13 protein-coding genes are annotated in these 12,980 nt (G+C 62.9%); 9 read left to right on the top strand and 4 right to left on the bottom strand.

What is annotated here, in order from left to right; genetic code table 11:
- Positions 1–12: 12 nt before the first annotated feature.
- Positions 13–558, bottom strand: a complete 546-nt coding sequence (locus QRN04_RS01610; RefSeq protein WP_284974398.1) for a WhiB family transcriptional regulator — start codon at positions 556–558, stop codon at positions 13–15.
- A gap of 451 nt (positions 559–1,009) precedes the next feature.
- Here QRN04_RS01610 and QRN04_RS01605 point away from each other — a divergent pair, with 451 nt between their 5' ends.
- Positions 1,010–1,702 carry a TIGR03089 family protein gene (locus QRN04_RS01605; RefSeq protein ID WP_284974397.1) on the top strand — a complete coding sequence of 231 codons (693 nt, stop codon included), beginning with the start codon at positions 1,010–1,012 and terminating at the stop codon, positions 1,700–1,702.
- Between the two features lie 46 nt (positions 1,703–1,748).
- Here QRN04_RS01605 and QRN04_RS01600 read toward each other — a convergent pair whose 3' ends face one another.
- A complete protein-coding gene (locus tag QRN04_RS01600; protein ID WP_284974396.1) occupies positions 1,749–2,294 on the bottom strand; it encodes a GtrA family protein in 546 nt (181 codons plus the stop codon).
- 180 nt (positions 2,295–2,474) lie between these two features.
- Between QRN04_RS01600 and QRN04_RS01595 the strand changes: the two genes are divergently transcribed.
- The 5 genes from QRN04_RS01595 to QRN04_RS01575 are packed head-to-tail and all read left to right on the top strand — an operon-like array spanning position 2,475 to position 8,158.
- The gene (locus tag QRN04_RS01595) at positions 2,475–3,662 is read left to right on the top strand and encodes a 5-(carboxyamino)imidazole ribonucleotide synthase (RefSeq protein WP_284974395.1); all 1,188 of its coding nucleotides are present in this window, start codon (positions 2,475–2,477) and stop codon (positions 3,660–3,662) included.
- A gap of 35 nt (positions 3,663–3,697) precedes the next feature.
- Positions 3,698–4,222, top strand: a complete 525-nt coding sequence (gene purE / locus QRN04_RS01590; RefSeq protein WP_284974516.1) for a 5-(carboxyamino)imidazole ribonucleotide mutase — start codon at positions 3,698–3,700, stop codon at positions 4,220–4,222.
- A gap of 11 nt (positions 4,223–4,233) precedes the next feature.
- A complete protein-coding gene (locus QRN04_RS01585; protein WP_284974394.1) occupies positions 4,234–5,913 on the top strand; it encodes an LCP family protein in 1,680 nt (559 codons plus the stop codon).
- 53 nt (positions 5,914–5,966) lie between these two features.
- Positions 5,967–7,217 carry a mannose-6-phosphate isomerase, class I gene (gene manA / locus QRN04_RS01580; protein WP_284974393.1) on the top strand — a complete coding sequence of 417 codons (1,251 nt, stop codon included), beginning with the start codon at positions 5,967–5,969 and terminating at the stop codon, positions 7,215–7,217.
- A 2-nt stretch (positions 7,218–7,219) separates the two neighbouring features.
- Positions 7,220–8,158 carry a lipid II:glycine glycyltransferase FemX gene (locus tag QRN04_RS01575; protein ID WP_284974392.1) on the top strand — a complete coding sequence of 313 codons (939 nt, stop codon included), beginning with the start codon at positions 7,220–7,222 and terminating at the stop codon, positions 8,156–8,158.
- A 148-nt stretch (positions 8,159–8,306) separates the two neighbouring features.
- Here the strand turns inward: QRN04_RS01575 and glpX are convergent, their stop codons facing one another.
- A complete protein-coding gene (gene glpX, locus QRN04_RS01570) occupies positions 8,307–9,329 on the bottom strand; it encodes a class II fructose-bisphosphatase (RefSeq protein ID WP_284974391.1) in 1,023 nt (340 codons plus the stop codon).
- Between the two features lie 199 nt (positions 9,330–9,528).
- Here glpX and QRN04_RS01565 point away from each other — a divergent pair, with 199 nt between their 5' ends.
- From QRN04_RS01565 to QRN04_RS01555, 3 genes are all read left to right on the top strand, one after another.
- Positions 9,529–10,212 (top strand): DUF4245 domain-containing protein, encoded by a 684-nt coding sequence (locus QRN04_RS01565; protein ID WP_284974390.1) that lies wholly within the window; start codon positions 9,529–9,531, stop codon positions 10,210–10,212.
- 49 nt (positions 10,213–10,261) lie between these two features.
- Positions 10,262–10,876, top strand: coding sequence for a carbonic anhydrase (locus QRN04_RS01560; RefSeq protein ID WP_284974389.1), 615 nt, complete (start codon positions 10,262–10,264; stop codon positions 10,874–10,876).
- Between the two features lie 86 nt (positions 10,877–10,962).
- A complete protein-coding gene (locus tag QRN04_RS01555) occupies positions 10,963–12,384 on the top strand; it encodes a class II fumarate hydratase (RefSeq protein ID WP_284974388.1) in 1,422 nt (473 codons plus the stop codon).
- An 87-nt stretch (positions 12,385–12,471) separates the two neighbouring features.
- Here the strand turns inward: QRN04_RS01555 and QRN04_RS01550 are convergent, their stop codons facing one another.
- On the bottom strand, positions 12,472–12,948 hold the full coding sequence (locus QRN04_RS01550) for an NUDIX hydrolase (protein WP_284974387.1): 477 nt from the start codon (positions 12,946–12,948) through the stop codon (positions 12,472–12,474).
- Between the last annotated feature and the right edge of the window lie 32 nt (positions 12,949–12,980).

The following is a 12,980-nucleotide window of genomic DNA, read 5'->3' as shown; positions in this document are numbered from 1 at the left end:
CTTCCTTGAGAATCAGACCGCTCGCTTCCTAAGCCGACGACGCTCCCGCTCAGAGAGGCCGCCCCAAATACCAAACCGCTCGTCATTGGTGAGCGCGTACTCCAAACACTGGGAACGGACGTTGCACGCCCCGCAGACTTTCTTGGCATCCCTCGTGGAGCCACCTTTTTCAGGGAAGAAGGCCTCCGGGTCGGTCTGTGCACACAGTGCGTCGGTTTGCCAGCCCAATTCACCTTCGTCATCGAAGTCGCCTTGACCGGGAAGCCCGATCCACACAGCTTGTGAGGGGGTTTCGGTGGGACGGCGCACCTCCATGGGAGGATCGTCCACGTCATCATCGGGACCTGCAGGCAGGTCTCCGATCAACGCCTCATGTTCAGCCAAGAGGGCAGTTGCCTGGTCCTCGAGTGACTGCTGCACGTTCTGGTTGTAACGGCTTGCCGCTTCCGGATCTGCCGGGTCCACGTACCAATCCCCCGGTACTTCCCGCGAACGGTACTTCACCGACGCATGTCCTGCGACGACTGCATCTTCCTGGATACGCAACGCTTGCCCCATGGCGTCCCTCCTGATTTTGCAGCTGCTGCGTGGATGGATTCCGATTCCCGGCAGTGACCCGGTCCTCTGTGCAGCGGCGTTGATTACTAATTACACGCGTGTAACTAGCGGCAGTCAAGCCGCGCCGGGATAATAATCAAGATTCCGGACAAACGTGGGATGCGCCACGCCCGAGTTTTTGAGCGCCGCCGCCCCTGATGCTCGCGGGAAATGGAAGGCTTGCATCAGATCCCATGAACTTCCGTTGAATTATCGGGAAATTTGTTCGTCGACGCCGCAGCCCGCCTCTGCGTCGAAAGAGAAGGTGTGGGGTAAATCACAGTACCCCTAAGGAGACTGACTTTCCCGATTCGGGGTCTCGCTGCAGAATGCGCCGGGCGCACGGCATGTCCTGCAGCTCAGCATCGAATCGGAGCGTGAAGGGTGAAGTGGAGCGTGGCAAGATGGGCGCATGAGTATCCCGGCAGTTGACCTGATGACAACCCTGAGGTCGGGCCAGTCCACCTCCCCGAGGCTCACCTGGTACGGCCCTGAGTCCGAACGCGTTGAGCTTTCCGGCCGCGTCCTGGACAACTGGGTAGCAAAAACCAGCAACCTCCTGCAGGACGAGCTGGATGCCGAACCGGGGATGGCCCTTCGTCTCGACGTCGCGGCGCACTGGAAGTCTTTCGTGTGGGCTTTGGCGGCATGGCAAGTAGGGATGGAAGTCGTCATGGACGGGACTTCCGCGGATATCCTCGTCACCGACATGCCCGACGACGCCGGGGCCGGCTTTGATGCGGTAGTGGCCGTACCCCTTGCCGCCCTGGCAATGCGCTGGCCCGGAAACCTGCCGGCCGGCGTCATCGATTACGCGGCGGAGGTCCGCTCGCATGGTGACGTGTTCATGGCGCACAACGAGCCGACGCCCGACCTGCCGGCAGTGCGCGGAACGGCAAGCCACTTACACAACGGCCTACTGACGGACTTCGCCACCGTGGACGAACCCGGAGTGCGGCTCCTGGTCCGGGCCTCCGAGGGCTTGGAATCAGGGCTCGCAGCGTCCCTTGGGGCATGGACTGTGAATGGTTCGGTCGTGCTCGTCCACCCGGGGACGGATGTCACAGACCACCTGATTGCGAACGAGCGCGTCACCCGCTCCTGACCAGCCGCTCCTGACCAGCCGCTCCTGACCCTGGGGCCTGCGGTCCTTAGCGTTTCTCGACGGAGGGCACTTCACCCGTGGCGGGGTTGCCCGTTTTGTGGTGCAGGTCGATGAGTTCGTGGTCCTTGGAGAACTCGGGCTCGGAATCCAACTCCTCGTTGAACACCCAGAAGCGGTAGGCGAAGAAGCGGAAAATGGTGCCCAGGATGAGGCCCACTACGCTTCCTGCGATGAAGAGCGAAGGCTTGTCGTTCAAGTTCAGGATGTACTTGGCAACCCACACGCAGCCGGAGGCAATGAACAAACCGACAAGGTTCATGACGGCGAACAACACCGCCTCACGCATCACGTTGGCTTGCTTGCGGTGGCGGAAGGTCCAGAACCGGTTGGCCACCCAGGAGAACACACTTGCCACGATCGTCGCAATGGCCTTGGCCCATACTTCGCTGCCGTGCATCGGACCGGAAAAGAGCCAGATGTAGATGGCCGAGTCAATGACAAAAGCAACACCGCCAACGGCGCCGAACTTCGCGACTTCGCGCCAAAAAAGCGAAGCCAGTCCGCGGATGCGATCTGCAAGTGTGGTGATCATGACCCTCCATGGCCGTTGAAAAGTGGGCCGATGGGCCACACCCATTTTAGCGCCCATTTCCAAGAGCTACCCGGGAGTGGACTGTGAGAAGCCCGATACGGGGCGGTCCCGGGCGGATAAACGGTGTCACCGGGGCGGCAGAATCAGGGATCCTGCCGCGCGTTCGGTAGGCTGAACCTTGTGACTTTTCCAGTAATTGGCGTAGTTGGCGGCGGCCAGCTCGCACGAATGATGGCTCCCCCCGCTACCGCATTGGGCTTCGAACTCCGGGTATTGGCTGAGGGCGAGGACGTTTCAGCGGTCGCGGCCGTGGCCACTGCCCCTGTTGGTGACTACAAAAACCTTGATGCGCTCCTCGAGTTCTCCAAGGGGGTGGATGTTCTCACGTTCGACCACGAACACGTCCCCACCGAGCACCTGCGTGCCCTCATCGAAGCAGGGGTGAACGTTCAGCCCGGCCCTGATGCTTTGGTTAACGCGCAGGACAAGCTGGTCATGCGGGCGGCCATAGATCGCCTGGGGTTGCCCAACCCGGAGTGGTCCGCGGTCCACACCGTTGATGAGCTGGTGGAGTTCGGCAACAGGATCGGCTGGCCCGTGGTTCTGAAGACACCCCGAGGCGGATACGACGGCAAGGGTGTCAGGATCATCGACAACGCCGACGACGCCGCGGACAGCGCCGCCTGGTTCGACGCCATGAGCCCCCTGCTGGCCGAAGCCAAAGTGGATTTCAGCCGCGAGCTCTCAGCCCTCGTTGCCCGCACTCCCGGTGGAGAGTCCCGAGCGTGGCCCGTGGTTCACACTATCCAGGTTGACGGGGTCTGCGATGAAGTCATTGCACCGGCCCAAAACATCCCGGTTGAAGTGGCTGCCGCGGCCGAAGAGGCGGCCTTGCGCATCGCAAACGACCTCGGTGTCACTGGCGTCATGGCCGCGGAGTTGTTCGAGACGCCGGGCGTCGGGGCAGGCTTCCTCATCAACGAGTTGGCCATGCGTCCGCACAATACCGGGCACTGGACCCAGGACGGTTCCGTCACCAGCCAGTTCGAACAGCACCTCCGTGCGGTCCTGGACCTCCCCCTCGGCGCAACGGATGCCTTGGCTCCGGTGACCGTCATGAAGAACTTCCTCGGTGGCGACAACCAGGACCTGTTCGGAGCTTTCCCCATGGCCCTGGCGTTTGAGCCTGCGGCCAAGGTCCACTGCTACGGCAAGTCGGTCCGCCCTGGCCGCAAGATCGGGCACGTCAACTTGGTGGGCACTTCGGTCGCCGACGTCGATTCCGTCCGGGAACGCGCCACCGCAGTGGCCAACATTATCCGCAACGGCCATATGCCGGCCCAAGCGTCCCCTGAGGAGACATTGTGACATCTGATCAGACAGCACCTCTCGTCGGCTTGGTGATGGGATCGGACTCGGACTGGCCCGTCATGGAAGCGGCAGCCGAAGCCCTTGCGGAATTCGGCATCCCTTTCGAAGCGGACGTGGTCTCAGCCCACCGCATGCCAACGGAGATGATCCGGTACGGCCAGACGGCCCACGAACGTGGGCTGCGGGTGATCATTGCCGGCGCCGGTGGCGCCGCGCACCTCCCCGGAATGCTGGCGTCAGTGACTCCCCTTCCCGTCATCGGTGTTCCCGTGCCTCTGAAGACTTTGGACGGCATGGATTCCTTGTTGTCCATTGTTCAGATGCCCGCGGGTGTTCCGGTGGCTACCGTTTCCATCGGCGGCGCGCGGAACGCCGGACTCCTTGCCGTCCGTATGCTGGCCTCCGGCACGGACGAGCTCGCGGAGAAACTCCGCACTGACCTGCTCGCCTTCGCGCAGGAACTCAATGACGTGGCAACGAAGAAGGGTGGAAACCTGCGCCAAAAAGTCGCGGAGGTCTTCTCCCCCGCCAACGGATCTGCGCGGAGTTCCGCCTAGGAAGGCAGAGGATGACTACGGTGCACAAGACCTCGGATCGGTCTGCCCCCAAGCTGACTGATCCGCTTCGCTTTCCTTCCGGGGCTAGCGCCCCGGTTCGGACAAAGCGGGCCTTCGTGCTGGTCCTCCTCACACTCTTCATACCCGGAAGCGCGCAGATAGTCGCCGGTAACCGCCAGCTCGGCCGGCTGGCACTGCGCGTCACTCTGGCGGTTTGGGCTGTGGCCGTACTTACGATCTTCCTGGCTTTGGTGGATCGATCCACGGTGCTCAGCATTGTTACGCACCCGCTCGCCTCCCTTGTGGTCATCGTGGTCTTGGTGGCGTTGGCCGTGGGCTGGGGTGTGCTGTTCCTGAACACTTTGCGCATCATCAGGCCCACCCTGCTCGCGCCGGGCATGCGGCCCATCGTCGCCGTCGTCGTAGTGTGCGCAACGGTCCTTGCCAGCGGGTCGCTGGGGTACATGGCGTACGTCCTGAACGTAAGCCGCAACGCAATTGGCAGCATTTTCGACGCCGGTCCGGCAATGGCTCCGGTGAATGGGCGCTACAACTTCCTCATGATGGGTGGTGATGCAGGAAGTGATCGAACCGGTCGGCGGCCTGACAGCCTGTCCGTCATCAGCGTCGACGCGAAAACTGGCGCCAGCGCCATCATCTCAGTACCGCGCAACCTCCAGAACGCCCAGTTCAGCGAGCAATCGCCCATGCGCAAGATCTACCCTGACGGCTACAACTGCGGTGACGAATGCCTTATCAACGCTGTCAACACCGAGGTCACCAACAAATACCAAGACCTCTACCCCGGAGTTGCTGATCCGGGCGCCCAAGCCACCCTCGAAGCTGTGTCGGGCACCTTGGACATCAGCGTGCAAGCATACGTATTGGTGGACATGGACGGTTTCGCCAAACTCATCGATGCCATGGGCGGAATCCGCATCAAAGCCGGCGGCTGGGTTCCCATCAGCGGCCCCACCATTGACGAGGCCAACGGGATCCACGGAATGCCTGACGGCTGGATCGCCGCCGGGGACCAGCACCTCAACGGGTTCCAGGCCCTCTGGTACGGGCGTTCCCGCGAATTCGTTGACGACTACGCCCGCATTTCCCGGCAGCAGTGCGTCCAGCAAGCCATGCTCAAGCAGCTGGACCCTGCCACGTTGCTGACCAAATTCGAGGACATAGCCAACGCGGGTACCAAGGTGGTTGAGTCCAACATTTCTTCCGGCCAGCTCGGAAGCTTCGTGGACCTGGCATTGAAATCGAAGAACCAGGCGGTGAAGCGCATGACCATCGGCCCTCCCGACTTCGATGCCGCCTTCTCGACGACGCCGGACTTCGACGTGATTCACTCCAAGGTCCACGACCTGCTGGGCTCCGCAGGCGCCGCCCCTCAGGCCGCAGCCAACCCTCAGACCGGTGACGCCGTCACTGCGTCTGTTGCGTCTCCTGTGTCTGTTGCGTCTCCCCAGACGCTACGGGTCGCACTGTCAAACGCTCCGGCAAACACTCCGGCAAATGCGCACAAGCAGGCAGCGCCCAAGCAAGTGGCATCGGATTTCACCCCGGTGACCACCACGCCCGATGGGACGCCCATTACGGTGGAGCTGCTCAACGGACTCAAAGCCCAAGGCGACGAGCAGGGCATCCGAAACCTCGTGGCCACCAACGGACAATGCGCCCCGCTGTAGCGGTTAAGTCCCTCTTTCCCGCCGTTCACCGCAAACGATAAGGACCCTCTGTCGTGTATCAGATCGAAAATGTTTTGCGCCCCTACGCATGGGGTTCGACGACGGCGATCGCCGGGTTGCTGGGTCGGCCGGCCTCGGGTAATCCGGAGGCCGAATTGTGGATCGGAGCACACCCTGACTCCCCCTCCACAGCCATCCACCCGAACGGTGTCACACAACCGCTCGACGCTCTCATCGCCTCGGACCCCGTACATTTCCTTGGGCCCGAAAGCCTGGCGGAGTTCGGCCCACGCCTGCCCTTCCTGACCAAGCTCCTGGCCGCCGAACAGCCGCTGTCCTTGCAAGTCCACCCGAGCCTTGAGCAGGCCAGGGAAGGTTTCGCACGGGAGAACGCAGAGGGCATTGCTGCCGACGCCGCCCACCGCAATTACCGCGATGACAACCACAAGCCGGAGATGATCTTCGCGCTGACCCCTTTCGAGGCGTTGTGTGGCTTCCGGCCGCCAGCCGAATCCAAGGCCACATTTGAGCACTTGGCACAGGTCCTTGATTCCGCCGCCGCAACAGTTCCGGACATCCTCACCGAGGTCATTGCCGATCTTGGCCAGCCGGACGAGTCGGCAGCCTTGAGGGCCGCGTTCCAGCGGCTGCTCCAAGCAGGTCCCAACGCCGCCCAGCCCATCCAGGAGATCGTTGCAATCCTCTCCTCCGGGGCACCGCAGGAACCGCACGCGGATACGTTGACGGCAATGCTGAAGATCAACCAAGCGTTTCCCGGTGACCCCGGCGTCCTTGTCTCACTGCTCCTGAACCACGTCAGCCTGCAACCCGGCGAGGTGGTCTACCTGCCGGCCGGGAACGTCCACGCCTACCTCCGTGGCTTGGGCGTGGAGGTCATGGCCTCCTCTGACAATGTGCTGCGCGGCGGGCTCACGCCGAAACACGTTGACGTTCCGGAACTCCTCAAGACAGTCCGCTTCGAGGCCCTCGGCGTACCGCGCGTGGACGTCAGCGGGACCGAATTCGGGCAGGAACTGTACCGTCCGCCCTTCAAGGAATTCCAGCTCCAGCGCATCGAACTGGAGCCAGGCGCAGTGCCGGTGCCGTTGGCACAAAACGGGCCGGCCGTCGTCGTGGTTGTTGCCGGCTCCATGGTCCTCGATTCGCCCAAGAGCGATCTCAGGCTGGAACGCGGCGCCGCCGCGTTCATCCCGGACATCGAGGCTCCCGTCAATGTCCACCCGGTGCAGGGCGCGACCGAGACCAGCATCGCCTTCGCCGTGACCACAGGTTTGGGGAACTGACCATGGAATTTTTCCTGCAAACGCCTGCGTGGGCCGCCGTCCAGCGTTCACTGGGCCGCCGTGTCCACGAGCAATCAGGCCCTGGCTGGAGTTTCCTCGCCATTGAAGAGAAGAATCCCGCGGGCAAGGTCATCTATGCACCCTACGGTCCCGTTGCCGAGTCTTTGGAGGCTTTCGACGCCGCCACCGCCGCCTTGGTCCGGTTGGCGAAAGCCGAGCACGCCGTCTTTATCCGCATGGAGCCTGTCCAAGCCGGCTTTACGGCGGCCGACGCCGGGCCGATCCTGCGCGGGCGTGGCATGCGGCCCGCGCCGGTCAACCAGCAACCCGAGCTCAGCTGGATCGTGGACCTGGAAGGTGACTTCAAGGATGTCCTGGCCGGGATGAAGCCAACCAACCGGAACCTCTACAGGAACATCCACAAAAAGGGTGTTACCTTCCGGGCGTCCCAAGACCCGGCCGAGATCTCAGTGCTCCTGCACTTCCTGCACCTGACGGCTGCCCGCAACGGCTTCAAGCCCCAAAGCGATGAGTACCTCACCCAAGTGGCAGCTTCGTTGCTGCCGGCCGGGGCTGGGACGCTTTTCATCGCCGAGTTGGAAGGCAAACCTATTGCCGCTGCGTTTGCCTACGATTCCGCTGACACCAGGGTTTACGCCCATGCGGCGCTGGATGACACCCATCGGAAGCTCAGCGCCGGAATCCCGCTCCTGGTCACCCTGATGGCCGACGCCAAGGAGAAGGGCCTCAAGCACGTGGATCTTTGGGGCGTGGCGCCGGAAGACCAGCCGGACCACAAATGGGCGGGCTTCACTGCTTTCAAGAAGTCCTTCGGCGGCCGCGAAGTCTCCTACCCGGGCACCTGGGACCTTCCAGTGAACAAACTCCGCTACGGCGCCTACCAACTTGCAAGAGCCCTCCGGGACAAGCTCCGCCGCTGATTCCCCTCCCCTCCCCAAAATCGCACCAAGCCGTAACCGCCCTGACACGGAGAAGGACGGCGTGTATCGCGACAGCGGCATCAAATCGACGAGGAACGAGGAGATAGCCGCCGAGCGATGCCCGCCGTCCTTCTGTAGCAGGGAAGGATTACGCCTTGCGTGCGTACGTCTCCCACTTGGACGCGTGGTGCTCGGCGTCGACGAAGCGCACGGTGCCGGACTTCGAACGCATCACGATCGACTGCGTCAGGACACGGTCCTTCTGGTAGCGCACGCCACGCAGGAGGTCGCCGTCGGTAATGCCGGTCGCCGCGAAGTAGCAGTTGTCGGAGGTGACGAGGTCGTTGGTGGAGAGGACCCTGTCGAGGTCGTGTCCGGCGTCGATCGCTTTTTGCTTTTCATCGTCGGAGGTCGGCCACAGGCGGCCCTGGATCACGCCGCCCAGGGACTTGATGGCGCACGCCGTCACGATGCCCTCCGGGGTGCCGCCGATGCCCATCAAAGCGTCGACGCCGGTGCCTGAACGGGCTGCAGCAATGGCGCCGGCAACGTCGCCGTCCATGATGAACTTGGTGCGCGCACCTGCTTCGCGGATTTCCTCTACAAGCGGGCGGTGGCGATCACGATCGAGGATCATGACATTGAGCTGGTTGACCTTGACGCCCTTGGCTTTGGCGATCAAGTGCAGGTTCTGCTTGACCGGAAGCCGAAGGTCCACCATGTCGGCGGCCTCGGGACCGGTGACCAGCTTTTCCATGTAGAACACAGCTGAAGGATCAAACATGGAGCCGCGCTCAGCGACCGCCAGGACCGCGAGGGCGTTGTTGATGCCCAGTGCGGTCAGGCGGGTTCCGTCAATGGGATCGACGGCGACGTCGCACTCGGGACCGGTGCCGTCACCAACCTGCTCGCCGTTGAACAGCATGGGGGCTTCATCTTTTTCGCCTTCACCGATGACCACGACGCCATTGAAGTGGACGGTCTGAAGGAATGAACGCATGGCATCGACGGCGGCGCCGTCTGCCTTGTTCTTATCGCCGAAACCTACCCAGTGCCCACCGGCAATGGCTGCGGCTTCGGTAACGCGGACGAGTTCCAGCGCAAGGTTGCGGTCGGGTTCGTCGATGCCGACGGCAAGCGACGGCGAAATCGTGGAATACTGCTGGGTCATTGGCGCAGGAGACACATGAACCTCTTCTTCGAGTGACGATGCAGGGACCGGACATGGTTGCTCGTAGCAACCCGGGGGTCCTCTACCAACGATCATAGTCGCCGCCTGCCTTGCCGGTCATTGGATGACCACGAGCTGGGCCGTGGGTCCGGACAGGCGCGGTTGTGTGTTCCGGTCCGCGATAAGGGATCATGGAAGGGTGAACGAAACGCAGGACAAGTCCGTGGCAGGGAGTGAACCGCCCGTCGCCGGTAATGGCCAGGGCAACACCCCGGAGGCCCCCTACAAGCCCGTGATTGCAGCAAAGGCAGCCAAGCGGGCCAACGCCTCCGTCATCGGCATGATCATTGCCCTGCTGCTGTGCGTGCTCGCTTTCCTCCCTGTGGTGTTGATGAACCCGGCACCCAGAGGTGACAACTTCCGGCCCCCTGTAGATGTCGCAGTCATTGCCCATGACGCCGCAGATGTGGCCGGATTCACACCGGTAACGCCGAACACCGGCGACACATTCAAGCCGAACTACGCTCGCTGGGACTCCGGCAGCGGCACCGGTGTGCCCACCTGGGAGATCGGCTTCGTGACTCCGAAGACGGCCTTCATCGGCCTGACGCAAACCAACCAGGCCAACCCGACTTGGGTATTGCAGCAGGCCGGAAACCTTCCAGTCACAGGGACACGGAACGCCGGCGGCCAGGACTGGGTACTACGGGACTCGGGCAAAGGTACGCGCAGCATGGTCCTGGATTATCGCGGCACCACGCTGATCTTGAACGGCACGGCAAGCCTTGATGAATTCGCAACGCTCGCCGCCGCCGTCGTTAAGTCCGCGGACCAAGCGCCGATCGCCTCCCCCCGGCCGTCGCCCACGGCGTCAGCCAAATAAGGCGCAACAGTTTCACTCTCTGCCGGGGCGGCGCCGTAAAGTAAGGCTCATGCCTACTAATCTGACCCCAGCCCTGGCGTGGCGCCGTCTCCGTGAGGGCAACGAACGTTTTGTTTCCGGTGAATCCCTGCACCCCAACCAGAATTCCTCCCATCGAACCTCGTTGGTGGAGGGCCAGAATCCATTCGCCGTCATCTTCGGCTGCTCGGACTCCCGCCTCGCCGCCGAGATCATTTTCGATCTCGGCCTTGGTGACGCCTTCGTCGTTCGCACGGCCGGCCAAGTGATAGACGATGCTGTCCTCGGCTCCCTCGAATACAGCATCAGCGAGCTCAGTGTGCCGCTGATCGTGATTCTCGGCCACGACAACTGTGGAGCCGTGACAGCCACCAAAGCCGCAGTCGAAACCGGCCAGATGCCCGGTGGCTTCATCCGGGACCTGGTGGAACGCATTACGCCCTCTGTACTGACCGCCCTTCGCAATGACCAAACGGAGGTCAATGACATGGTGGTGGAAAACGTCAAGCAGACGGCTGCCCGGTTGGCCGACAGTTCACGTGTGATTTCCGACGCCATCCAGGACGGACGCGTGGCCGTGGTGGGCCTGTCCTACAAGCTCCGTGAGGGCCGTGCAGACCTGGTTTCAGGGATCGGCGAGTTTTAGGAGGACGTGCTCCGGTCTCCGTGCCGGAGCACGTAGCACTCCTTTCGGGTTTTCAGTGAAGCGTCCAATCGCCATAAGCTAGCCCCATGACTTCCACCACTGAGTTCCGTATTGAACACGACACCATGGGCGAGGTTCGCGTGCCCGTGAATGCCCTGTACCGCGCCCAGACGCAGCGCGCCGTGGAGAACTTCCCGATCTCCGGCAAGACCCTTGAGCGCGCCCACATCGAGGCCCTTGCCCGGGTCAAGAAAGCTGCCGCGCTGGCCAACGCCGAGCTGGGGGTGCTCGACGGTGAGCTCGCCGAGGCGATCGCTGCAGCGGCCGATGAGGTCGCTGCCGGCAAGTACGACGGCGACTTTCCCATCGACGTCTTCCAGACCGGCTCCGGCACTTCCTCCAACATGAACACCAACGAGGTCATCGCCGAGCTCGCGTCACGCGCGCTCTCGGCGGCCGGGAGCGACAAAGTTGTCCACCCGAACGATCACGTGAACGCGTCCCAGTCCTCCAACGACGTTTTCCCGACGTCGGTCCACGTTGCCGCCACGTCGGCCTTGATCAACGACCTGATTCCGGCCTTGGAGCACCTCGCCGCGTCACTGGACCGTAAGGCTGAAGAGTTCAAGGACGTCGTCAAGTCCGGCCGCACCCACCTCATGGACGCGACTCCTGTCATGTTGGGCCAGGAGTTCGGTGGCTATGCCGCCCAGGTCCGCTACGGCATCGAGCGCATCAACGCTGCGCTCCCCCGCGTCGCTGAAGTTCCCCTCGGCGGCACGGCAGTTGGCACAGGCATCAACACCCCGGCAGGATTCCCGGAGCGCGTCATCGAGTTGCTGGCGGCCGATACCGGGCTCCCCCTGACCGAAGCACGCGACCACTTTGAGGCACAGGCCAACCGCGACGGCCTGATCGAAGGCTCCAGCCAGCTGCGCAACATCGCGATCTCCTTGATGAAGATCAACAATGACCTCCGCTGGATGGGCTCGGGCCCCAACACCGGCCTCGGCGAAATCGCCATCCCGGACCTGCAGCCCGGCTCGTCCATCATGCCCGGCAAGGTCAACCCGGTCATCTGCGAAGCATCCATCATGGTCTGCGCCCAGGTCATCGGCAACGACACCGCCATTGCCTGGTCCGGCACCAACGGTGCGTTCGAACTGAACGTCGGCATCCCCGTCATGGCCGCGAACCTGCTTGAATCCATCCGCCTGCTGGCCAACACCAGCCGCGTCATGGCTGACAAGATGATCGACGGCATCACCGCGAACGTGGAGCGCGCCCGCTTCCTGGCTGAGGCTTCGCCATCCATCGTGACGCCGTTGAACAAGTTCATCGGGTACGAGGCCGCGGCAAAGATCGCCAAGAAGGCCGTAGCGGAAGGTCTCACCGTCCGTGAGGCAGTGGTCTCCCTCGGTTACCTCGAGCGCGGCGAACTGACCGAGGAGCAGCTGGATAAGGCGCTGGATGTCACCACCATGACGCGCCCGGCACACAAGGCCTAGAAAGCGCCGCTGGTGCCGTAAGGTTCGTGCCGTAAAGCCGGACGACGGCCGCGGCACGGAACGTCCAAACGCGGGCGCCACGCAGGTTCAGTCTTGTGTCTGGTATGCCACGGGGCCTTCGGGCTCCGTGGCAAGCCTTATGGCTTCAAGGTTGCCGGCGCTCATGTCCGGAAGGTCGTTCAGCTCGAACCACCCCACGGCGAGGGACTCGTCGTCGTTCACCCGGGCGTCTCCGGAGACGTATCGGCAGCGGAACGTGATATCGAGGAAGTCGCACACGTCGCCGTTGGGGAAGGTTACCGGGCCAACCACCCCGATGGCGATGATCCGTTCGGTTTCCGCCACCACGGCCGTTTCCTCGAAGATCTCCCGCACCAAACCCGGCGCGGGGTGTTCGCCCGGCTCGAGCATGCCGGTGATAAGTGCCCAGTGCCCGTTGTCCGCACGCTGGCCAAGCAGCACCCTGCCGTCGTCGTCGAAAACGACGCCCCGCACGGCCGGCAGCCATAGCGGGTCGTGACCGATCTTTTCCCGCAGCTTGAGCACAAATTCCGGTGCACCCATGGTGTCAGTTTCCTTATGGCCGAAGTCCCGTC

This window comes from Arthrobacter sp. efr-133-TYG-104, from assembly GCF_030208915.1.
GTDB lineage: Bacteria > Actinomycetota > Actinomycetes > Actinomycetales > Micrococcaceae > Arthrobacter.
The sequence above is the reverse complement of the archived record's forward strand: the minus strand, read 5'-3'. Positions and strand labels throughout refer to the sequence as shown.